12 protein-coding genes and 3 pseudogenes are annotated in these 22,874 nt (G+C 62.5%); 8 read left to right on the plus strand and 7 right to left on the minus strand.

The window, feature by feature from the left end; genetic code table 11:
- Window positions 1-32: 32 nt before the first annotated feature.
- From C4J86_RS12910 to C4J86_RS12940, 6 genes are all read right to left on the minus strand, one after another.
- Window positions 33-1,892, minus strand: coding sequence for an ABC transporter ATP-binding protein (locus C4J86_RS12910; RefSeq protein ID WP_124370673.1), 1,860 nt, complete (start codon window positions 1,890-1,892; stop codon window positions 33-35).
- 265 nt (window positions 1,893-2,157) lie between these two features.
- A complete protein-coding gene (locus C4J86_RS12920; protein ID WP_124370675.1) occupies window positions 2,158-3,771 on the minus strand; it encodes an ABC transporter ATP-binding protein in 1,614 nt (537 codons plus the stop codon).
- Complete coding sequence (locus C4J86_RS12925) at window positions 3,768-4,652, minus strand: ABC transporter permease (protein WP_124370676.1); 885 nt, start codon at window positions 4,650-4,652, stop codon at window positions 3,768-3,770. Before C4J86_RS12925 ends, C4J86_RS12920 begins: the two co-directional genes overlap by 4 nt.
- Before the next feature lie 3 nt (window positions 4,653-4,655).
- A complete protein-coding gene (locus C4J86_RS12930; protein ID WP_124370677.1) occupies window positions 4,656-5,606 on the minus strand; it encodes an ABC transporter permease in 951 nt (316 codons plus the stop codon).
- Window positions 5,603-7,216, minus strand: coding sequence for an ABC transporter substrate-binding protein (locus tag C4J86_RS12935; RefSeq protein WP_124372425.1), 1,614 nt, complete (start codon window positions 7,214-7,216; stop codon window positions 5,603-5,605). The genes C4J86_RS12930 and C4J86_RS12935 overlap by 4 nt, the downstream gene beginning before the upstream one ends.
- A 45-nt stretch (window positions 7,217-7,261) precedes the next feature.
- Window positions 7,262-9,682, minus strand: a complete 2,421-nt coding sequence (locus C4J86_RS12940) for a TonB-dependent siderophore receptor (protein ID WP_124370678.1) — start codon at window positions 9,680-9,682, stop codon at window positions 7,262-7,264.
- 247 nt (window positions 9,683-9,929) lie between these two features.
- Between C4J86_RS12940 and C4J86_RS12945 the strand changes: the two genes are divergently transcribed.
- From C4J86_RS12945 to C4J86_RS27390, 5 genes and pseudogenes are all read left to right on the plus strand, one after another.
- On the plus strand, window positions 9,930-11,738 hold the full coding sequence (locus C4J86_RS12945; RefSeq protein ID WP_124370679.1) for an ABC transporter ATP-binding protein: 1,809 nt from the start codon (window positions 9,930-9,932) through the stop codon (window positions 11,736-11,738).
- A 277-nt stretch (window positions 11,739-12,015) separates the two neighbouring features.
- Complete coding sequence (locus tag C4J86_RS12950) at window positions 12,016-13,113, plus strand: ABC transporter substrate-binding protein (RefSeq protein ID WP_124370680.1); 1,098 nt, start codon at window positions 12,016-12,018, stop codon at window positions 13,111-13,113.
- Window positions 13,114-14,407: 1,294 nt separating this feature from the next.
- Window positions 14,408-15,457: pseudogene (locus C4J86_RS27380) on the plus strand (sensor histidine kinase); the annotation flags it as partial.
- Window positions 15,458-15,703: 246 nt separating this feature from the next.
- A pseudogene (locus tag C4J86_RS27385) lies at window positions 15,704-15,992 on the plus strand (response regulator transcription factor); the annotation flags it as partial.
- A gap of 518 nt (window positions 15,993-16,510) precedes the next feature.
- A pseudogene (locus C4J86_RS27390) lies at window positions 16,511-16,849 on the plus strand (ATP-binding protein); the annotation flags it as partial.
- Between the two features lie 166 nt (window positions 16,850-17,015).
- Here the strand turns inward: C4J86_RS27390 and C4J86_RS12960 are convergent.
- Window positions 17,016-17,930 (minus strand): LysR family transcriptional regulator, encoded by a 915-nt coding sequence (locus C4J86_RS12960; protein WP_124367023.1) that lies wholly within the window; start codon window positions 17,928-17,930, stop codon window positions 17,016-17,018.
- Window positions 17,931-18,199: 269 nt separating this feature from the next.
- Between C4J86_RS12960 and C4J86_RS12965 the strand changes: the two genes are divergently transcribed.
- From C4J86_RS12965 to C4J86_RS12975, 3 genes are all read left to right on the plus strand, one after another.
- Window positions 18,200-19,222: a zinc-dependent alcohol dehydrogenase family protein gene (locus tag C4J86_RS12965; protein WP_124362828.1), complete on the plus strand. Its 1,023-nt coding sequence runs from the start codon at window positions 18,200-18,202 to the stop codon at window positions 19,220-19,222.
- Between the two features lie 703 nt (window positions 19,223-19,925).
- Entirely contained in the window at window positions 19,926-21,344 is a 1,419-nt protein-coding gene (locus tag C4J86_RS12970; RefSeq protein ID WP_124370682.1) for a hypothetical protein, read from the plus strand.
- A gap of 36 nt (window positions 21,345-21,380) precedes the next feature.
- Window positions 21,381-22,784, plus strand: coding sequence for a PLP-dependent aminotransferase family protein (locus C4J86_RS12975; protein WP_124370683.1), 1,404 nt, complete (start codon window positions 21,381-21,383; stop codon window positions 22,782-22,784).
- Window positions 22,785-22,874: the final 90 nt, after the last annotated feature.

Genomic DNA, 22,874 nt, shown 5'->3' on the forward strand with positions numbered 1-22,874 from the left:
AGTGGACGGCATCGCTCGCCGCACTCCACCGTTCACACCTGATCCAACGCCTCAATCACACCTTTGTCCTCGCCCAGAAAACCACCGCTCTGGTGCTGCCAAAGCCGCGCATAAACGCCATTCTTCGCCAGCAGTTCACTGTGGGTGCCCTGTTCAATAATGCGCCCGTCATCCATCACGATGAGCCGGTCCATGGCGGCAATCGTCGACAGTCGATGGGCGATGGCGATGACGGTTTTGCCTTGCATCATCTCATCGAGGCTTTCCTGGATCGCGACTTCGACTTCCGAGTCCAGCGCGCTGGTGGCTTCGTCGAGCAGCAGGATCGGGGCGTTTTTGAGCATGACCCGGGCAATTGCCACGCGCTGGCGTTGGCCGCCCGACAACTTGATGCCGCGCTCACCGACCAAGGTGTCGTAGCCGCTATGACCTTGGCGGTCGCTGAGTTGGCTGATGAACTCGTCGGCCTGCGCATTGGCGGCGGCGCTGCGGATTTGTTCGTCGGTCGCGTCGGGTCGGCCGTAGGCAATGTTGTCGCGGATCGAACGGTGCAGCAGGGACGTATCCTGCGTGACCATGCCGATTGAGGCGCGCAGGCTGTCTTGCGTCACTTTTGCGATGTTTTGGCCGTCGATGCAAATCTCGCCGCTGTCGACGTCATAGAAACGCAGCAGCAGGTTGATCAGCGTGGATTTACCCGCACCGGAGCGTCCGACCAGGCCGATTTTTTCGCCAGGACGGATGTTCAGGTTGAGGCCGCTGAGCACTTGGCGCTCGCCGTTGTAGTTGAAGCTGACATTGTTGAAAGTCACCGCGCCGCCGGAGGTCTGCAGCGTGCCCGCATCCGGCGCGTCCTGCACTTTGGTGCCGAGGGTCAGCGTCGCCATGCCATCCTGGGCGGTGCCGATGCTTTCGAACAGCGAAGTCATTTGCCACATGATCCAGTTCGACATGCCGTTGATCCGCAACGCCATCGCAGTGATCGCCGCCACGGCGCCCGCGCCGACCGCACCGTCATGCCAGAGCCACAACGCATAACCGCCCGCCGACATGATCAACGCCACTACCAGTGCCTGATTGACGATCTCGAACTGGCTGACCAGGCGCATCTGGCGGAAACCGGTTTGCTTGAAATCCTCCATCGCCGCACGCGCGAAATGCGCTTCGCGATTGGAGTGGGAAAACAGTTTCACCGTGGTGATGTTGGTGTAAGCGTCCGAAATTCGCCCGGTCATCATCGACCGTGCGTTGGCCTGCTCCTGGCCGACTTTGCCCAGACGCGGCACGAAATACCACATGGCCAAGCCGAACAACACGAACCAGGCCATGAAGGGCAGGATCAGCTTCAGCGCGAAGCCGCCGGCCAGCGCGATGATCGCGATGAAATACACGCCGATCCCCGGCAGGATCTCGATCATTGTGAACAGCACGTCGCGCACGGCCAGCGCAGTCTGCATGACCTTGGTGGTGACGCGGCCGGAGAATTCATCGGAAAAAAACGCGAGGCTTTGTCGCAGCATCAGGCGATGGAAATCCCAGCGCAGCCGCAACGGCAAGTTGATCGCCAATACCTGATGCTGCACCATCGTGCGCAACGCCACCAGGCCGACGCTGGTCACCATGACAATGCCCATGCCCCACAACACGCGGCTTTCCTGCGCCGCCGCTTCACCGCCGGCCTGCCAGGTCGAGAGCAGATCGACGATTTGCCCCAGAAACGAAAACAGCCACGCTTCGTAGATCGACACACCGGCACTCAGCAGCGCCAGCGCCAGGATGTAACCGCGAGCGCCGCGCGTGCAGGCCCATAGGAACCGAGCCAGGCCCGCGGGCGGCGGTGGCACTTCGTCAGGCGGGAAGGGGTCGAGTCTTCGTTCAAATACACGAAGCATGCTGGTCTCCAAAACGATCAAGTTGAGGGGATTCTGCCATTGAACGGATGCTTTGAGGGTTTTGCGAACGTTGGGGGCGGCGATGAGGCGAGGTATGCGATATCTGGCCGACCTCAAAATCGGCTTATATTCACGGAGGAAAAAATGCGGATGTACATCACAGGTGCCTCGTGTGCGGGCGGCACCACACTGGGGCAAAACCTCGCACGTATGCCCAGGAGAAGGGCATCACGGCGCGTGACTGTGCTGCCGAGTAAAGCGCCGCTCAGGCAGCGCTCGCGGCAGCGTGCTGGCCCGGGATGGCGCCAATCAGCTCACGGGTGTAATCGCTGGTCGGGCGGTTGAAGATGCGCTCCACCGAGCCCTGTTCAATTACCCGGCCATTGCGTAACACCAGCACTTCATGGGCGAAGTTAGCCACCACCGACAAGTCGTGGGACACCAGCACGTAGGCGATGCCCATGTCCCGTTGCAGCTCTTGCAGCAGTTCAAGGATGTGCGCCTGCACGGACACGTCGAGGGCGCTGACCGGTTCATCCAATAGCAATAGATCCGGCTTGAGCGCCAGGGCGCGGGCGATGGCGACACGTTGGCACTGGCCGCCGGAAAGCTCGCGCGGCAGCCGATCGAGGAAATTCACCGGCATATGCACGCGACTGATCAACTCGCGCGCGGCCTGTTCCAGGGCCGGGCCCTTGAGCAAGCCGAACGACACCAGCGGTTCGACGATGCTGTCGAACACGGTGAAGCGTGGGTCCAGCGCCGCAAACGGGTTTTGTTGCACCAGTTGCAGGCGCTGGCGCAGCGGGCGGAAGTCGCGCCAGCTGAGGTCGGTGACGTCCTGTTGCTCGAACCACACCCGCCCGCGGCTGGGTTTTTCCAGGCCGAGGGCGATGCGCAACGCGGTGCTTTTGCCTGAGCCGGACTCGCCGACAATCGCCAGGGTCTGCCCGGGGTAGACCTGCAGGCTCAGGTCCTGCAGCGCCACAAAGGTCGCGTCTTCGCCCTTGACCTTGGGCAGCGCGAACGTCTTGCCAACGTTTTGCAGTTGCAGGATCGGCGGCAGCGTCGGGTTCGGTCGGGCCAGTGGCGGGCGGCGCTTGGCGAACGCCGGCGCGGCTGCGATCAAGGCGCGGGTGTAGTCATGCAGCGGCGCGCCGAGAATCTGCCGGGGTGCCCCTTGCTCCACCACTTGCCCCTGTTGCATCACCAGGACGCGGTCGGCGCGATCCAGCGCCACGCCAAGGTCATGGGTGATGATCAGCAACGAAATCCCGCGCTCACTGACCAGCCGTTGCAGGTGGTCGAGGATCTTGCGCTGCACGGTGACGTCCAGAGCACTGGTCGGCTCGTCGGCGATGATCAAGCGTGGGTTGCCGGCCAGGGCGATGGCGATCAGCACGCGCTGGCGCATGCCGCCGGAGAGTTCATGCGGGTACTGGCGCGCGCGCAGTACCGGCTTGTCGATACCGACTTGTTGCAGCAGCTCGACGATATCGGCATCGACGCCGGGGTAGCGCTTGCCCTTGGCCAGGATCAGCGCCTCGGCAATCTGCTGGCCAATGCGCAGGGTCGGGTTGAGGCTGACCATCGGGTCCTGGGGCACCAGGCCGATGGTGCGCCCGCGCAGGCCGCGTCTCTGGCGTTCGCCGGCGTGGGTGAGGTTGTTGCCGTCCACCCACAGCTCGCCGGCGCTGATGGTTGCGCTGTCCGGCAACAGGCCGAGAATCGCGTTGGCCAGGGTGGTTTTACCCGAGCCGGACTCGCCGACAATCGCCAGCGTCTCGCCTTGGGCGATGGTCAGTGACAGCTGGTTTACCGCCAGGTTGCCGTGCCGGTAGCTGACACTAAGCTGGCGAACATCCACTAAAGCATTCATCGCTGAACCTCCTCGAACGTGCGAGCAATGTGGTTGAGGCTGAACACCACCGCGACCAGGAACAGGCCGGGCAGCAACGACACCCAGGGGGCAGTGATCAGAAAGTGCCGACCGTTGGCGATCAGCGTGCCCCATTCGGCGGCCGGAGGCGCGGCGCCGAAACCGAGAAAACTCAGGCCGGCGGTGGCGAGGATGGCTGCACCGAAATCCAGGGTCGCCAGTACCGCCACTGGGCCCCACGCGTTGGGCAGGATGTGCCGCAGCAAGGTGCGGCCCCAGCTGGCGCCGCCCAGGCGTGCGGCTTCCACGTACGGCAAGGTCTTGACCCGCAGCACTTCGGCGCGGGTGGTGCGGGCGAATCCGGGGATAATCCCGACGCCCACGGCGATAGCCACCGGCACCGTGCCGAAGCCGATGGCGGTGACAATCGCCAGGGCCAGCAGCAAGCCGGGCAGGGCGAGCAACACGTCGACAAACCGCATGATCACCGCATCAATACGCCCACCGGCAAAGCCAGACAGAATGCCCAGCCCAAGCCCGCCCGACAATGCGATCCCCACCGCCAGCAAGGCCGCCAGCACCGACAGCCTGGAGCCGTAGACCACTCGGGTGTACAGGTCGCGGCCCAGCTCGTCGGTGCCGAACCAGTGGCTCAGGTTCGGCGCTGTGAGTTTGACCGCAGGTGCGGTGGCATAGGGGTCGAAGCTGGTCAACCACTGCGGCGCCACGGCGGCCAGCAATGAAAACACCACAATCAACACCGCCAGGCTGAAACCCGGCCGCCGTAGCAAGGGCATTACCGCCGCCGTGGCACGTTGTCGGCGGGTGCGGCGTTGCCAGAGTGGGGGCGTAAGGCCGAGGTTTTGCTCAAGGATAGTCATGGTCTAGGACACCTTTGGCGTGTGGGAGATGCGCGGGTCGAGCCACGGGTACAGCAAGTCCACCAGCAGATTGACCAGCACAAAGGCTGCCGCCGACACCGTGACAATCGCCAGCACCACCGGGATGTCCTGGCGCAGCACGGCCTCCTGGGCCAGGCGGCCGATGCCGGAGCGGGCGAAGATGGTTTCCACCAGCACCGCACCGGACACCGTGTTGCCCACCTGCAGGCCGATCAGTGTGAGAATCGGCAGCGCCGCGTTGCGAAACCCATGGCGCGCCTGCACCTGGCCACGGCTCAGGCCCTTGGCGTAGGCGGTGACGATATACGACTCCTGCCACACGCCCTGGAAGCTGCGCTGCAGTACTTGGGCATACACCGCCGCACTTGGAATCGCCAGGGTGATCGCCGGCAGTACCAGGCTTTCAAAGCCCCGGCTGCCGGTGGCGGGGAACCAGCCGAGGCCGAAGGCGAACACCTGGATCAGCAACAGGCCCATCCAGAACACCGGCACCGAAAACCCCAGGGATGGCAGGCGCGCCAGGGCTTTTTTCAGCGGTTGCCAGCGGATATAGGCGGTCAGGTAGGCCAGGCCGACACCGCCGACCAGCGACAACACAATCGCCAGGCCGGCCAGGGACAGGGTTTGCGGCAGGCGCTCGGCGAGCAACTCGGCGACCGGGCGGTTCAGCGACAGGGACTGGCCGAAATCTCCGTGCAAGGTGCCCAGTAGCAGGTCGGCATATTGCTCGAAGAGGCCCTTGTCCAGGCCGTAATAGGCGCGTGCCTTGGCGAGGTCGGCCACCGACAGCGAATCGGCCTCCATGCCCGAGGCGCTGAGCATGATTGACAGCGTGTCGCCCGGCAGCAGATAGAGGATGAAGTAGGTGATGCTATAGGCCCCCCACAGCACCAGCAGGGCCTGGCCGACGCGGCCGATCAGGTAGCGGCTCATGGCGTGCCGATCTCGATATCACCCAGCAGCGCGAAGCCCTCGGCGGTCCAGCGAAAGTTCTTCACCTTGGGCGACGTTGCAGCCTGCCACACGCGTTCGTACACCGGGAACGCCGAGCTTTCGTCGATCAGCAGGTCCTGCAGGTCGCCATAGGCGGCGGCACGTTGTGCGCCTTGGGTGGCCGTAATGCCGGCATCGAACAAGCCCTTGGCTTTTTCCAGGGTGGCCGGTTCGTAGGTGTTAGTGGCCACGGTGGAACTGTTGGCGCTGCGCGGGTCGAGGATGGTTTGCAGGATGATCGGGTCGGCGCGGGTCATGTAGTTGATGGTCAGGTCGTAGTTACCGGCAGAGTTGTTGGCCACCCATTCGGCGCGGGTCACCACGCTGAGTTTCAACTCGATGCCGACCTTGCGCAGTTGGTCCTGGATCAGCACGTCACCCGCGGTTTCGGCCGGGCTGATGTTGTAGCTCAGGCTCAGGCGCTTGCCGTTTTTGCTGCGGTAACCGTCCGCGCCCTTGGCCCAGCCGGCTTGATCCAACAGTTTTTCGGCAGCAGCCGGGTCGTAGCCGAGCTTGCTGCCCTGGCTTTTGAAGTAAGGCGTGGTCACGTCGAAGATGCCGTCCACCACCGGGAACTCGGCGTTATACACGGTGCTGGCGTAGCTCTTGCGGTCGATGGACTTCTGCACGGCCAGGCGCACGTGTTGATCGGCGAGAATGCGTTCGCCACGAGTGTTGGGGTACAGGTTCAGCGCCGGGCCCGGCAGCGAGCGGCTCTGGATGGTCGCGCCCTTGGACTGGAACAGCTTCAGGTCGACTTCCGAAAACGGGTTGCGTGGCCACAGGATGTCGGCCTTGCCCTGCAGGAACAGGCCGTTGCGCACGCTTTCTTCGGGGATGTAGCTGATGTCGACGGCGTCCAGGTGTGCCTCACCCGGGTTCTTCATATTCGCCGAGGGCCACGCGTAACCCTTGCGTTTGGTCAGGTGCGCGCCGACTTCCGGCGTATAGCTGGTCAGCACGAACGGCCCGGTGCCGATGATCTTGCCCAGCGAGCGCTCCTTGACCGTGAGTGCATAGGACGCGGGCGCGAGAATTGCCAGGTTGGTGGTCGAGGTGGCTTGTAAAAAGCCCGCGTTGGGTTTGGCCAGTACCAGCTTGACGGTGAAGTCGTCGACCACTTCGGCGTGGTCATAACCCGCCAGGTAGGTTGCGCCGAAGGTCGCCGGCAGCTCGGTGGCCAGGGCCTTGTCGCTGTCGAACGCGGTTTTCACCGCTTTTGCGTCGAAGCGCTCGCCGTTGCTGAACGTCACGTTGTCGCGCAGGTGAAAGGTGTAGGTCAACGCGTCGTCACTGATCTCCCAGCTCTTGGCCAGCCAGGGGATGATCTTGCCGGTGGCCGGGTCCTGGTCGGTGAGCGACTCGGCGACATTGCGCAGCAGCACGCGGTGTTCCAGCCAGTAGACCTGGAACGGGTCGACGCTGACCAGGGTGGTGTTGTCGCCAAAAAATGCAATATTCAGGGTTTTGTTCGCTTGCGCCTGGTCACCCGAAGGCGAGCAGGCGGCCAGGCTGATCGCCAGGGCGCAGGGGGCCAGCAGACGGCTCATCAAGTTGGAGGTGTTCAATGGGGTGCCCTCGTTTAGCGATGTGAATCAGAAGTCGTAGGCCAGCTTTGTGTACCAGTAGCCGCCGCCCGGATAGAACGGCGGGTTGCCGTAAGGCGCCAGGCCCAGGTTGCTGTAGACGGCGTGCCGGTCGGGGCGCACGTCGAAGATGTTGGTGCCGCCGATGCTGACGGTGATGCTGTCGACGAAGGTGTAGCTGACGTCGAGGTCGGTGATCCATTTGGCGCCGAAGCTGCGGTCCCCGGTGGGGTTGACCGCCAGGGTCTTGACCGCGCCGTAGCGGGCGGTTTGCAGGTTGACCGCGAGGTCCCGGGCCTTCCAGTTCGCGCCGAGGATCCACTTGGTCTTGGGCGACGCCTGCGTGAGGTCACCCTCGCGGTCGCGGCCCACCAGGGTCACGCCGGAACCGTTCAGTGCGGCCGGGGTGTCGCGGGCGCCTTCGATGGTGGTCTTGTTCCAGTTCAAGCCCAGACTCCAGCGCACGTCGCCCCAGGCATCCAGCGGCGTGGTGTGGTCGGCAACCACATCCAGGCCACGGGTGCGGGTGTCGAAGGCGTTGGTGTAATAGTTGACCCAGGTGCCGGTGGGCACGCCCTGGGCGGCGAGGATCGCGTTCACTGCGCCATTGCCCTGGTCATAGATATTGCTGGTCAGGGCGATGCGGTCGTCGATGTCGATCAGGTAGGCGTCGGCGGTGATGCTGGTGCGCGGCGCGGGTTGCCAGGTGAGGCCCAGGCCGAGGTTGCGCGACTTCTCCGGTTTCAGGTCATCGCCACCCAGCGCCTTGGCCAGGTTGCTGCCCGACGGGGTCAGGCGGGTGACTGCCGGAACCACGTTGCCGTTGACGTCGGTGGCCACGCGGTTGTCCGCCACGGTGTAGCCGATCTGGGTCAGCGACGGCGCACGAAAACCAGTGCCGACGGTGCCGCGCACCGCCACGCTGTCGGTCAGCTCGTAGCGCGAGTTCACCTTGAAACCGAAGGTGTTGCCCGAGTCATCGTCGTAATGTTCGACCCGCCCGGCCACATCGAGGAACCAGCGCTCGGTGAGGTCAAAGCCCAGGTCCAGGTAGCCGGCGTAGTTGTTGCGGATCAGGCTGACCTCATCTTCGGGGCGAATGGTCACCGCGGCCTGCGCGCCCGATGCCGCCGGGTAGGTGCCGGTGATGTAGGCCTCTGGGTCGCCGGCGAAGGTGCTGAAATGCTCCCAGCGATGCTCCAGGCCGGCCGACACCTGCACCGGCGACGTGAGGTTGAACAGGCTGTCGTAACGGCGGGTGACGTCGAGGTTGTTGACCCATTGCTCGAAGCGAAAGGTCGCCAGGTTGTCGAATTGGGTCGGCGAGGCGGTGCCCAGGGACGGGTTGATATTCAGGTCGCTGGAGTGGTGCACATTGTTGCGCCCGTAGGTGGTGCTCAGGTCCCAGTTCCACTCCGCCACTTGGCCCTTGCCGCCAAACAGCAACTGGTAGTCGCGGTCCTTGATGTTGTTCAGCGGGAAGTAACCGTCGGGGAACACCTCGGGCACCGCCGCGCGGCCGGTGGGCAGGCGCAGATAGTTGGCCGCTTCGGCGTCGCGCTCGCCGTAGGTGGAGAACGAATAAAGGGTCAGGTCTTCCAGCGCCAGCTCGGCGTTGTAGGCCAGGTTGAAGGCCTTGAGGTCGGGGTCGCCGTTCTTGATTGCCACCCGGTCCCATGCCGCTTCCTTGGCCGGATCGTTGAACGCACGTACGCTGCTGTCGGCCTTGTCGTTCCAGGAGGCTTCGCCGCGTTTGCGCGCATCGGCCGAGAGGTGGAAGAAGCCGCCATCGCCGAGCTTGAAACCCTGGTCGCCGGCGACCTTGATGGTTTCGCCCTGGCCGGAATACAACTGCCCATAGCTGGTCTCCAGGTGGCCGCCGTTGTTGGCGGACTTGAGGATGATGTTGATCACCCCAGCCACCGCATCCGAGCCGTACTGGGCCGCGGCGCTGTCCTTGAGTACTTCGATATGGTCGACCGAGCTGACCGGGATCAGGTCGATGTCCACGGCATTCGCGCCGCTGTTGTCGATCGAGCCGCGCTGGCCGGTAGCGCCGTTGTGGCGCCGTTTGCCGTTGACCAGCACCAGGGTGTAGGCCGGGCCGAGGCTGCGGTTGCTCAGCGGGCGGGTCACCGAGTTGTAGCCAGCGATATTGGTACCGAAGTTGAAGGAGGGCAGCAGCTTGGCAATCGCCTCGGACAACTCGGCGCGGCCGGTCTTGAGCAACTGCTCGCTGTTGATCACATCAATGGGTGCCGGGCTGTCGGCGACCGTGCGCTCCTGGCCGCGCAAACCGGTGGAAATCACGGTTACCGTGCCGAGCTTGGCCTCCTCGGCGCAGGCGGGCACCGCCGCCAGCAGCAGCGAGCTGGTCAACAGCGACAGGTGGAATTTTTTCAGCGGCGCTGCGAGAGAAATATCTGGCATATCGAGAGAGATCCATGTCGGGAGTACGTCCTCCGCCAGGCATGGGGTCGGTCTGTGAAGTGAAGATATCTCTATAAAAAAATGCGGGGAAAGTCTTTTTTGGAATAAGCTAATTATTAGATAATGTTATCTTTCAACTTAATAAGATCATCTATTTTTATTATCTGGCCGTTGGATGTGCGCGACGTCATCGCCTGTCATAATCCACCCGTCTCACCCCAGCCCCCACACGGAGTCCATACTATTGATGGTGCTGTTCAATCGATTGAGCGCGTTTTCCATCCAGGCGCGCAGGGCGCTGAAGCTGGTGTGGGGGACATCGCGGTCCTTATTCATAGGCCTGCTGCTGGCAACCATCGTTGCCGGTCTGTTGCCTGCGCTGGCGGCCTGGATCGGCCAACGTATTGTCAATGGCGTGGTGCACGCGATGCAGATTCACGCAGCCGGCAGCCAGGCGCCCGTGTGGCCAGTGATGCAATACGTGCTGGCCGAGGCGGGCGTGTTGGCGCTGCTGGCCGCCGCCCAGCGCGCGTTGTCAATGCAGCAATCGTTGCTGCGGGTGCAGTTGGGGGTGAAGGTCAACCTGATGATTCTGGAGAAAGCCCAGACCCTCTCACTCCTGCAATTTGAAGACGCCGAGTTCCACGACAAGCTGGTACGCGTGCGCCAGGGCGCGTCGACACGGCCGCTGAGCCTGGTCACCAAGGGCCTGGGGCTGGTGCAGAACCTGATCTCGCTGATCAGCTTTGCCGTGCTGTTAGTGCACTTTTCGCCGTGGGCACTGGTGATTCTGGTGGTCGGCGCCTTACCGGTGTTCTTCGCCGAGACGCATTTTTCGGGCAATGCGTTTCGCCTGTTCCACCGGCGCGCGCCCGAGACCCGTCAGCAGAATTACCTGGAATCGCTGCTGTCCCACGAGACCCATGCCAAAGAGGTCAAGCTGTTCGGCCTGGCGCCGCTGTTCCTCAAGCGCTACCGCGACAACGCCCGGCGCTTGTACACCGAAGACCGCCAATTGACGGTGCGCCGGGATGCCTGGGGCTTTGCCCTGGGCCTGCTGGGCACCGCGGCGTTTTATGTGGCTTACGCCTGGGTGGTGCTGGACACCGTGCGCGGCCAGACCAGCCTGGGACAGATGACCATGTACATCGTGCTGTTCAAGCAGGGGCAAAGCGCGATCACCGCCAGCCTCAGCGCGATTGCCGGCCTGTATGACGACAGTCTGTTTCTGTCGGACCTTTATGAGTACCTGCTAACCCCTGTGGTCGTGCCGAGTGGCCGGCTTACCCAGGGCGCGCGTCCCGGCGACGGTCTGCGCTGCGAGCACGTGGGGTTCAGTTACCCGGGCGCTGAGCGGCCGGCATTGACTGACATCAACCTGCACCTGGCGCCGGGGCAAAGCCTGGCCCTGGTGGGCGAGAATGGCTCGGGCAAAACCAGCCTGATCAAACTGCTCACGCGCCTTTACACCCCGCACGAGGGGCGCATTCTGCTGGATGGCAGCGACTTGCAAGACTGGGATGAACAGACACTGCGCCAGCGCACTGGGGTGATTTTCCAGGATTACATCCGCTACCAGATGACCGTGGGCGAGAACCTTGGAGTGGGTGACGTCGATGCGCTGAACGACGAGGCGCGCTGGCGCACTGCCGCAACCCAGGGGGTGGCCGCCGAATTCATCGAGCGCCTGAGCAAAACCTACGGCACACAGTTAGGGCGCTGGCTTGGCGGCCAGGAGTTGTCGGGTGGGCAATGGCAGAAAGTCGCGTTGTCACGCGCGTATATGCGCCAGGAGGCGGACCTGCTGATTCTTGACGAGCCCACGGCCGCGCTGGACGCCGGCGCCGAGGCGGCGGTGTTCGAGCACTTTCGCGAACACGCCAAGGGCCGCATGACGTTGCTGATTTCCCATCGATTCTCCAGCGTGCGCAATGCCGACCACATCATCGTGCTGGACGGCGGACGAATCCTGGAGGAGGGCAGCCATCACCAGCTGATGGCTGCGGGTGGGCGCTATGCCGAGTTGTTCGATGTTCAGGCGCGGGGTTATCGCTAGGTCTCCGAGCGCTCGTCCAGTCCATGGGGGCAGTCAGCTCGATTTCGCGCGCAGCAGGTCTGTTGAGACTATGCTCATCCCCACCTCAGGCCATGTGCTGGCTTCAGTTGTCGTCCGCCAAGGAAAGGAGTCTGTACATGTCTGGTTCTTCATACCCGGTTCTATTGTTGCACTGGCCGAACGAGCAGTCCGGCCTACTGAAATGGCTTCATCGACAGGCTGTCGGCAGGTGTAGAGGGATGACTGTGGGTCAATCCCGGGCGCGATGGAGGACGGCATGAAGGCTCAACCGATCCACACAATCATGTGGCGCTTCGCCGGCTGCCTGGGTGGACTAATGATGATTGCCGCCAATCCGGTCCAGGCCGCTGACGGTGGTATCGCCGGCGGCCCTACCGCAAGCTATGGCATTGCCTTCAGCAACTCCTATGCGGGCAGTGATTTTCGCAAGCTGATGGTGCGCAACTGGCAGGAGATTGCGCTCCAGGCGCAAAAAGAGGGTTTGATCGGCGCGGCTCCGGTGGTCAGCGCCAATAACTCGGCCTCGGAACAAGCGGCCCATATCCAGGAGATGATCGTCAACGGCGTCAACGCCATCGTCATCCTGGCCGCGTCCGATACGGCCCTCAATGGGGTGATCCGCGATGCTTGCAACGCCGGCATCGTGGTGGTGGTCATGGCCAGCCTGGTCACCGAACCCTGTGTCTATACGGTGGACTACAACTGGTCCGCCATGGGCCGCGTGGAAATGGATTACATTGCCGAGCGCCTCAAGGGCAAAGGGACACTGCTGGAAATCCGCGGCATTGCCGGCGATGCCACCGATAAAAATATCAGCGACGGCATTCGCAAGGCCGCCAGTGACTATCCGGGCCTGAGGTTCGCCAAGACCGTGTACGGCAACTGGACGGAGTCTGTCGCACGCAAGGAGGTGGCGCTGGCGTTGCCATCGCTACCTAGCATTGATGCCGTTGCTACCCAGGGAGGCGACGGTTATGGCGCGGCCATGGCGTTCAGGGCGGCGGGGCGTCCTTTGCCGATCATCGTGATGGGGAATCGTCAGGACGAACTCACCCTGTGGCAACAGGAGCGCGATGCCAACGGCTACGAGACCGTCTCCGTTTCCGCTTCTCCAAGTGTCTCCCAGGTGGGGTTCTGGGTGGCCCAGCAGGTGTTGGCGGGCAAGCAGGTGCCGAAGTTCGTCGAAGTACCGCTGGTGCGTATCGATGCGAAAGACCTCGACGCCTGGCTCGCCAGCATGCCGGTGGGCGGCGCCGCTAACCCGCTCTACAGCCAGGCTTCCGTTGCGGCGATGATCGACGCGGCCGCCAACCATACGGCGCCGCCGGCGCCTTTGCCGGAAGTTGCGAAGTAGTGGCGGGCGGGGGGCGCGGCTGCGGGGCGCCATGTTGATATTCAAACCCATCAGCGATCGGCCCATTGCCGTCAAAATTGGCTTGGCGGTCGCCGCTCTGGTGTTCCTGATGTTGACGGTGTCTCTGGTGAACCTCTACGGCCTGCGAGGCATGGTGCGCGCGGTGGACTCGGCCAGTCATTCCGCAGAAATTCTGGCGTCGGTCAACGCGGCCACCGGGCGGGTGGAAAACTTCATTGCCACCCGCGATCAGGAAAGCTTGTCCCAGGCCGAGGGCAGGGTGGCGACGGCTATCGCTGGCCTCACCGCCATTCCGGTGGCCGAGGCGGAATCGCTCAAGGGCAGTCTGGAGCGGCTCGCCGCCGCGATCGCCGCCTTGCGCACGGCGAGCCTGACCATGGATGGCGAAACGGAGAACATGACCGCCCATTACGGCCGCATGCGAGAGGCGACGACTCTCGTCGAACAGGGCATCGCCGCTGGGTTGAAGGCGGTCGACGCTCGCGCCGTTGAGCACCAGGCGCGGGTGAGCAACATCGAAAGTGCCCACCGCATCCTCGATGTCCTGCGCAACGGCGAACGGCTCATCACCGCCAACGTGGCCAGGATGCTGGTGACCGGTGACGGGGCCGCCGCCACTGCGGTGCGTAATGCCTGCGCGGCACTCCAGCCCGTGGTCGAACAGTTGCGCGAGGTGATGGGGACGCCGCAGGAGAGCGAGGTCCTCGACCAGTTGGCCGCGGCGCTCGCGGCTGCCGGTGTGGCGATAGAGCGTCTTGGCGAGGCACCCAGGCTGCGCGCAGAGGAAGTTTTGCGGCATCTCTCCGCCGTGGGGGATGTGGCCGGGCGCCTCGAGGCGCTGTTGAGTGATGTGGATGGGGACGTTGCCCATGACGCCAGCGACATTCAGGCAGCCACCGGTTTGCTGCACAATGCGGCGGCGTTATCCAAGCGTTTCGCCGAGCGTGTGGCGACCCTGGAAGCGCAGACCCTGTCGTTTCGTCTGTCACCGTCGGCCGAGATCGCCGGCGCCGTCGGCACCCTCCTGGACGAGCTACTCCGTCTCTCTCGGGTGCTTCCTTCCTCCGTGGGGCTGCAAGGCACGGCTACGCCGCTGACTGTCAACGAGCAGATTGCCGGCTACCGGGCGGCATTCGCCAGGTTCCATCAGGCGAGCAACGCCTTGAGCGACGCGCGCGACCAGGTTCGCAACGAGGCCCGCAGCGCCGGCCTGTTGGTTGCGCGCTTCGCGGGTCAAGCGCGCTCCGACGCCCTGGTCCACAATGATCGCGGCATGCTTGCGACGATCATTGCGGTTACCGTCGCCATCCTGCTGGCCGGCGCCATTGCCTGGAGCACGTCGCGATTTGTCGCGCAGCCCATCGTGGCGCTGGCCTCGGTCATGCGTCGGCTTGCGGCCGGCGACCTGCACGCCGAGATCGCCAGCGTCGGACGCGGCGACGAGATTGGCATCATGACCCGCGCCGTTCGGGTGTTCCAGGAAAATGCCCTGCGCATCCGGGTGCTGGAGGCCGAGGCCGAAACCGAACGACAGCAAGTCCAGGCCTCTTTGGAGAGAATGGTCGCCGAACGCACCGATACGCTGCACCAACAGACCGAAGTGCTGGAAGCGCAAGCCGTCGAACTTATCCAGGCGCGCAACCAGGCCGAGACGGCCAACCAGGCGAAGAGCGATTTCGTGGCCACGGTCAGCCACGAATTGCGCACCCCCCTGACCCTCATTCTCGCGCCCCTGGAGCAGCTCTCGGCGGCGGCCACCCCGCCCGTGGATTGGCGCGTGCAGATCGAGCGCGCCCAACGCAATGCGCTGCGCCTGATGAACCGGGTGAACGATATCCTCGATTTCTCCAAGGCTGAAGCGGGCAAGTTTGAGTTGTGTCCAACGTCGGTTGATTTGAACAAAGCGGTGGGGGTGCTGGCCGAGGATGCCGCCATGGTGGCCGAGGGCAAGGGTTGCACCTTGACCTGCAGCATCGATCCCGCGCTCGGCAGCGTGTTCCTGGACCCCCGTCACTTCGAGAAGATCCTGCTCAACCTGGTGAGCAATGCCATCAAGTTCACGCCTGCTGGCGGCAAGGTGCACCTGGCAGTGACGCCGATCGATGGCGAGCGATTTGAACTGGCGGTGCACGACTCGGGGATTGGCATCGCGCCCGACAAACTGCCGCTGCTGTTCCAGCGCTTTTCCCAGATCGATAATTCCGCCACGCGCCACTACAGCGGCACAGGCATCGGCCTGGCCCTGGTCAAGGATCTGGTCGAACTGATGGGCGGCGAAGTCGGCGTCAACAGCGAGCCCGGACGGGGCTCGTGTTTCTTTGTTCGACTTCCGCTGGGGGCTGAGCAAGACAGGGTAGCGACCGAAGGCGGCCCTCTGTACGAGCAGCCGTCACTGAGCACAACAAGCTCAACCGAGCAGCGCCACCTGCGTTTTGACGACGGCCACCAGGGCTCTCCAACGCCAGACGCAGGCGAGGAGCAGCCCCCGGAACATGCCTCGCGGTCCAGAGTGCTGGTGGTAGACGACAGCCCGGAAATGCTCAGCTATCTCACCGAGCTTTTGCACGACGACTACAGTGTCGCCACCGCAACGGATGGAGAGCAGGCCTGGGCGCTCCTGCAGCGTCGACCGATCGATGTCGTCGTTTCGGATGTGATGATGCCGCTGCTCGACGGCTTCGGCCTGACCGCCAGAATCAAGGCCAGCACCGGTTTTGCCCATTTGCCCGTGATCCTGGTGACCGCCCGCGGCGGCGGTGACGCCTGCGTTTCAGGGCTGGAAAGTGGCGCCGATGACTACATCGCCAAACCCTTCTCGCCGCTGGAGCTCAAGGCTCGCGTTCGCGCGGCGCTGCGCATGAGCCAGGTGCAAAGCGAACTGCATGCCAAATCCCGCCAGGCGGGCATGGCCGAAATCGCCACGGCTGTGCTGCACAACGTCGGCAACGTCCTCAACAGCGTGAACGTCTCGGCAGACCTGGTCAGCAACCAGTTGCGCGCATCCAAAGTCCATGGCCTGGGCAAGGTCGCTCAACTGATGAACGAACACGTCAACGACCTGAGCGATTTTCTTACCCAGGACCCCAAAGGCAAGATGCTGCCCGACTACCTGCTCAAGCTGGCGCAGGTGGTGACGGCAGAGCAAAAAGGCATTGTCGAAGAGCTCGGGCAACTCACCAAGGGCATTGACCACATCAAAACCATTGTCGCTGCCCAGCAGTCCTATGCCGTTGCTGTCAGTGTCGTGGAGACAGTGTCGGTCACCGCGTTAATCGATGATGCCTTGCGCATGAGCGCCGGCTCGCTGGAGCGCCAGGGGGTGACGGTGGTCAAGGAAATTGCCGATGTGCCTCTGCTCGCGCTGGACCGTCACCGTGTGCTGCTGATTCTGGTGAACCTGATCAGCAATGCCAAGCACGCGGTGGAAGGCGTGGCCGATCGCAGCCCATGCGTCACGCTCGATGCCGTCCTCGTTGACTCATCAGGGCTGCGTATTTCGGTGACCGACAACGGCAGCGGGATTACGCCAGAGCACCTGGCGCGGATCTTTTCGCATGGCTTCACCACACGCAAAGAGGGTCACGGCTTCGGCCTGCACAGCTGTGCACTGGCTGCGCAGGAAATGGGTGGCCGCTTGACTGTACACAGCGACGGCGCCGGACAAGGCGCCACGTTTACCCTGGATATCCCCCTTGATGCTTCGCTGAGTCAGTGATGAACAGCGGGAAAATGGATTACGCGCTGTGCCAGCCTGCCCAGAGAAGGAAAATCTTGCCCCCGCGGGCTCTGGAGTCCAGTGGGACTGGACGGACGTGACTGAATTAAATTTCACCGTAAGCTTATGTTAATAATGGTTTTTTTCTGACTTTAGTGGAATTCCATTACAAGCTATCGGGGTCCCCAAAAAACATCTGAATCCGCGACCGCAACCACCGCTCCCCCGGATCATTATCCTGCGACCCACGCCACGCCATGTGCAGCTCAAACGAACGCACCGGCAGCGGCGGGTCTTCGGCTCGCAAACCACCCGCCGAGGTCAGCGCCTCTGCCGCGTAATCCGGTACGGTGGCGAGGATATCGGTGCCTGCCAGTAACGTGCCCAGCCCATTGAACTGCGGCACGGCCAGCACGACGTGGCGTTTGCGATCGAGCTTTTCCAGCTCTTCGTCGATGAACCCGCTCAGGTCACCGGCAAACGAGACCAACGCATGTGGGCGGGCACAGAAGTCGTCCAGACTCAATGGGCCGGGTACGCTGTCGGCGCGCAGCAGTTTCGGCAGGCTGCGGCGCAGGACCTTGCGCTTGGCATTGGCCGGCAGGTCGGCGGTGTAGCTGACGCCGATGGAGATTTCGCCGGAGGCCAGCAAGCCGGGCATCAGGATGTAGTTGACGCGACGCACCACCAGTACGATGCCGGGGGCTTCGGCGCGCAGGCGTTTGAGCAATTGCGGCAGCAGGGCGAATTCCACGTCATCGGACAGGCCGATACGGAATACCGCAGTGCTGGTAGCTGGATCGAATTCGGCGGCGCGGCTGACGGCGGTGGAAATCGAGTCCAGGGCCGGGGAGAGCAGGGCGAAGATTTCCACGGCGCGGGCCGTTGGTTCCATGCTGCGCCCGGTGCGTACGAACAGCGGGTCGTCAAACAGCCCGCGCAGACGTGACAAGGCCGCGCTGATGGCCGGCTGGCCGAGAAACAGTTTCTCGGCGGCGCGGGTCACGCTGCGCTCGTGCATCAAGGTTTCGAATACGATCAAGAGGTTAAGGTCGACACGACGCAGGTCGTTACGGTTCATCTTGTGTCCTGGAAGAGTCAGCGAACTTGACGAGAGCGGCCATATCCAGAACCTCCAAGGTTCCGTTCAGAAGCATGACCGGCATGAATCTTACGGGGAAAGGCTGGTACTCTGCACAAGATAATTGAGTTTTCCTACGATAGCTGAGGTCTATGCCTCACATGCGGAATCAATGACAGACATGTCGACTATTAATGGCGACCGGTGGTCTTAGCGGGAAAGCCCAGATAGAGTTCATGGCATTAGAGGTTACTTTGACGAGGTTTGCGATGTCCCGCACGATTCGTTTTCACAAGTTTGGTCCGGCCGAGGTGCTCAAATGCGAAGAGCATGCAACCGCGCAGCCCGCACCGGGCGAAGTGCAGGTGCGTGTCGACGCGATTGGTATCAGCTGGTACGACGTTTTGTGGCGCCAGAACCTGGCGTCGTCCCATGCACGCCTGCCGTCTGGCCTGGGTCATGAAATGGCCGGCGTGGTTGTCGCCCTGGGCGACGGCGTGGATGACTTGGCGGTGGGCGACAAGGTCGCCAGTTTTCCTGCCGAAAGCCCTAACGATTACCCGGTGTATGGCGAGCAGATCGTCCTGCCCCGTTCGGCCCTGACCCGTTACCCGGATGTCTTGAGCCCCATTGAAGCGAGCGTGCACTACACGCCGCTGCTGATTGCCTACTTTGCCTACATGGACTTGGCGCGGGTCAAGCCTGGGCAATTTGCGTTGGTAACCGATGCCAGCCACTGCGCCGGGCCTTCGTTCGTGCAGTTGGGCAAAGCCTTGGGGGTACGGGTGATTGCCGCGACCAAAGACAGCGCGGAGCGTGAATACCTGCTGTCGTTGGGGGCGGAAAAGGTCATCGTCACCGAAGAGCAGGACCTGCTCATGCAAATCAACAAAATCACGGGTGACCGTGGCGTCGATGTGGTGTTCGACGGCCTTGGCGGGCCGCAGATGTCGCTGCTCGGTGATGTGCTGGCGCCGCGTGGCAGCCTGGTGTTGTATGGCCTGCAAGGCGGTAACCAGACACCTTTCCCGGCCTGCGCCGCGTTCCAGAAGAATATTCAGTTTTTCGTGCATTGCATCGGCAACTTCACCGGCAAGCCGGAGTTGGGCATCATTCAGGACCAGGTTGCGTTGCAGCGCGCCTTGCGGGATATCAACCAACTGACTGCCGACCGGGTACTGGTGCCGTTGAAAACCACGGTGTTTCCGTTCAGTCAATTCGTCGAAGCCCACCGCTATATGGACGAATGCCCGTGCCGCGAACGAGTTGCGTTGCAGGTTGAAGCTGTTTGAGCTGTAGGAGTATTCGCAAATGAATACTCCAGCGTCTGCGCGGATGCAGCAGATGCGCCATCTGTCATGGCTTGACCCACGAACGGGTTGAGCCACTCCGAGGGCGTTGCGCCCTGCAAACAATACCTTTGGCCCTTATGCCGCCCTGAAATCCAGCGCGGCGCTGTTGTGTGGGCGTCACTGAAGTTCGCGCCGCAGATCATCTGAACTGCTTTCCTGCGCGGTTCTGTATCTATTAATCATTAGTTGAGTGCCGATAATTGCGGCTTAACCATCATCTCAAGGATTGAGCAATGATCAGCTGCCCGACATTACTGTCTTGCATCAGCAAACTAACGAGGCGTTACCTTGCGCGTCGAAAAAAACGTTCGAAACATCCCTTCTTCTTGCAAGAAGCCAGATTAAGTGGGTGATTTATTATTTGTCGGAGGTTTCGCTAATTAATTAGTTAACGCGCTGTAGGGTAGTGTCGGAACATTCCTAGGAGCTGCCACTTGAGCACACGCGACTGCGGGTTAGCGCGTCTGTCTGTGGGATGGGTTGCCCGCGACTCAGGTGTCCGCTCCGGTAATTTTGTTGCAGGCTGCTAATGTTTAATCATTCTTATGCCCTGCCGCGCAAGACAGACCTACAGATGTAATGGGTCAGGCAACGACGTCGCAGAGTTGCTTGAAACTGATATTTCAACTCAGGTAGTAGAACAATGAGCGCAATTCACGAACAAGCCATGAACTATGTTTATCAGCAAGTTCTGCAACGTTTGATGGGGCACTTCACGCGCGCCGAACGGACTGCACTTCAATTGTTGATCCAGCGAATCGTGGTGGCGGCAGGCGGCATGGAACATGTGGGTAACTATAAAGTATTGATCGCCCACGGCGGCGGCGAAGTCAGCAGTTATACGTTGGCGCTGCTGCGTGCGGCGCAGTTGAGCATCGCCGGCCGTACGCCCAAGACCTTTCACCTGCGCGTGGCGACGCTGCGGCATGCAGGGATGACCCAGGCCACACTGGGCAGGCTGAATGAGGGCTATAGCGCGCTGTTTTTTCACGATGACCCGCGGGTGGAGGTGCTGATGGTGGAAAATCAGGAGGTGCAGCCTTTCAATCATCAGCGGCCCGCTTCCAGCGCCGGCCGTGAGGTCAACCAACGCGACCGGCTGATGATCGGGCATCTGACGTCCGGGGACGTGCGTGCCACGCTGTGCACTGACACTTACCTGGCCCTGGGGGATTTCTACCAGCGTGTGAGCACGTGGAACGGCGGCGTGCATGCGCTGGTCAGCGGCGACTCTGCGCGCAAGCAAAGCCAATACCTGGCCTGGCTGAAGCGTTCGGCCCTGGCTGCGGGTGTCGCTGTCCCGCCGCGCCGGCCCGCGTCGCTCAACATTCTGTTTGCGCGCATGGAAGAATGGAGTACCGGTTGCTACCGTGACCTCTACGGCGAGCAATACGTGGAGGCCCAGAGCCCGGGGCGTGGCGGGCACCGCCATGTGGCTTATATCGGCGTTGCCGACCTGCTCGACGAGGTCGACGTTGCCTCGTCACCGCTGCTCACCGAGTTCCTGGCCCACAAACCGGACCCGTTCGACTTTCACTTCAGTCATCCTGACTATCCCAACCCGTTGCTCATGGCGCATCTGCACGGGTTGCAGGCCCAATGCCTGCGTGAGCTGTCCTACGGCGAAGGCGTCGAGGCTTTTGTGCGGCAGGCGAGGGACGCGATGAGCCGTCGACACATTCCAGACACCTTGATCGACGCATTGGGCGGCCACGATGGGCGCATATTGTCGACGACCTATGCCCAGGAGTTCTTCGGCCTGGACGAGGGCCAGTTGACTTGCCTGTTGTTCTCGCCCTTCATCCATCATGGCGAGCGCCTCGAGGGTTACCTGCGCCAATGCCACCCCGGCATGCTGGTGGGGCTTCCCGAGTTGCACAAGGCGCTGCAGGGCAAGCCCGCCGCAGAGATGCTGCAGCAGTGGCTGATTGATACCAGCGGCCTGCCATTGCCTCTGTTACAAAACCTGTACCGCAAGCGTCCTCAGCAGGCGGGCCGTGGTACCCAGGCGCGCAAACGGCGTGGGGCGCAGGCGCAGATTGCGCAAGTGTCGGGGCGTTAGCCGCGTGCCTGTGCGTGCGAACCCGGGCGGGCGCTCATGAAACTGCGCGGGGAGCGGCAAGCGGATTTTGCCTACCAGGCGGTGTATCGCTACATGATCAACCTGATCAACGAAGTCAGCCTGGAAAAACCGGTAAAGCTGCCGTCCCTGCGGCAGTTGTCGACCCGCTTGAAGGTGTCGATCTCGACGATCCAGTACGCCTACTCGATATTGGAAAAGGAAGGACGGATCTACTCGGTGGCCAAGTCCGGCTACTTTGCCTGGCCGGTGGCCGCCAACGCGCCAATGGCCACGAGTGGGGACTTGCTTGAGCGCCTTTACGCGGCAGCGCGGCGGCCTGGCATGGTGGTACTCAGTGGCGACGAACCGGCGCTGCTGGGCTCACTCGATGGTGCGTTGCTTTCACTGGAGCGCCAACTGATCCGCCGCTATCCGCACCACCTGCAAACCCACTCGCAACCCTGCGGCGTCTGGGAGCTGCGCGCGGCGCTGGCGGCACGTTATACCTCATCGCCCACGCGCTGCTGGCAGGCGGATGAGGTGTATATCGGCGCCGACGTGCGTGGCGTCCTGGAGATCCTGATTGACGCCCTGGGCCTCAAGGGCAGCGTGGTGGTGGCCGAATCACCCTGCGATTACCTGGTCTTGCGCCTGTTGCAGGGGGCCGGCGTGCGGGTAATCGAACTGCCCTGGCTCGCCGACGGCCGCTTTGATCTGAGCACCTTTGAACACCTGCTCAGCCACGAGCCGGTGCACCTGGTGGTGCTGTCATCGGCGGTGAGCATGCCGTCGGGCAGCGTGCTGTCGGTTCAGGAGCGCTTGCAGGTGGCGCAGTTGCTGGACCGATTCGGCTGCTGGCTGCTGGAAAATGACACCTTTGGCGAACTGAGCTTCGCACCGTCCTCCGTACCCCTGCGGCACCTGGTCGACCCTGAACGGCTGATAGTGTTCTCCTCGTTCGAGAAGATCCTTGGCCCGGAAGCACCGTTTGGTTTTGTACTGTCGCGCCAGCTGAGTCACGAGCTGCAGCGTCAGTTTTTATTGCGTGCATTCCGGCTGTCGTCGATTCGTCAGCGCGCCATTGCCCGCTTGTACGAAAGCGGACGGTATGACCAGCATGTGCAGACGTTACGCCAGCGCCTGCGTGAGCAGGCACAGGCCATGGGCCTGCGCCTGGATGCACGTCTGGAGGGCCGGGTGAGCTATCAAATGCCCGGCGCCGGCGCGAGTTTCTGGCTGCAGTCTACGGCGGCAGTGGACATGCGCCATGTGTTCCAGCGCATGGTCACGCAGCAGGTGGTGATCGCCCCTGGCGAGCTGTTCAGTCTCAGCGGTTTGCATCACCAGCATATGCGCCTGGGGCATGCGTTCAGCGGGCATCCGAACCTGGACATCGCCTTGGACGCATTGGCCGAGGCACTGCAGCAGGCGCAGATTTGACGCGTATGAAATTTCTGTATTAGTTGTTGGATCGATACCGTCGCGCCGTAGTCCAAGTCACCGTAAACTGTCATTTTTCCGAATCCTTAT

This window comes from Pseudomonas sp. R2-7-07 (assembly GCF_003852355.1).
Taxonomy (GTDB): Bacteria; Pseudomonadota; Gammaproteobacteria; order Pseudomonadales; family Pseudomonadaceae; genus Aquipseudomonas.

Excerpts from the sequence above, each read along its gene's own strand:
- C4J86_RS12910 (WP_124370673.1), bottom strand. The coding sequence starts at position 1,892 with ATGCTTCGTGTATTTGAACGAAGACTCGACCCCTTCCCGCCTGACGAA.
- C4J86_RS12920 (WP_124370675.1), bottom strand. The coding sequence starts at position 3,771 with ATGAATGCTTTAGTGGATGTTCGCCAGCTTAGTGTCAGCTACCGGCAC.
- C4J86_RS12925 (WP_124370676.1), bottom strand. The coding sequence starts at position 4,652 with ATGACTATCCTTGAGCAAAACCTCGGCCTTACGCCCCCACTCTGGCAA.
- C4J86_RS12930 (WP_124370677.1), bottom strand. The coding sequence starts at position 5,606 with ATGAGCCGCTACCTGATCGGCCGCGTCGGCCAGGCCCTGCTGGTGCTG.
- C4J86_RS12935 (WP_124372425.1), bottom strand. The coding sequence starts at position 7,216 with ATGAGCCGTCTGCTGGCCCCCTGCGCCCTGGCGATCAGCCTGGCCGCC.
- C4J86_RS12940 (WP_124370678.1), bottom strand. The coding sequence starts at position 9,682 with ATGCCAGATATTTCTCTCGCAGCGCCGCTGAAAAAATTCCACCTGTCG.
- C4J86_RS12945 (WP_124370679.1), top strand. The coding sequence starts at position 9,930 with ATGGTGCTGTTCAATCGATTGAGCGCGTTTTCCATCCAGGCGCGCAGG.
- C4J86_RS12950 (WP_124370680.1), top strand. The coding sequence starts at position 12,016 with ATGAAGGCTCAACCGATCCACACAATCATGTGGCGCTTCGCCGGCTGC.
- C4J86_RS12960 (WP_124367023.1), bottom strand. The coding sequence starts at position 17,930 with ATGAACCGTAACGACCTGCGTCGTGTCGACCTTAACCTCTTGATCGTA.
- C4J86_RS12965 (WP_124362828.1), top strand. The coding sequence starts at position 18,200 with ATGTCCCGCACGATTCGTTTTCACAAGTTTGGTCCGGCCGAGGTGCTC.
- C4J86_RS12970 (WP_124370682.1), top strand. The coding sequence starts at position 19,926 with ATGAGCGCAATTCACGAACAAGCCATGAACTATGTTTATCAGCAAGTT.
- C4J86_RS12975 (WP_124370683.1), top strand. The coding sequence starts at position 21,381 with ATGAAACTGCGCGGGGAGCGGCAAGCGGATTTTGCCTACCAGGCGGTG.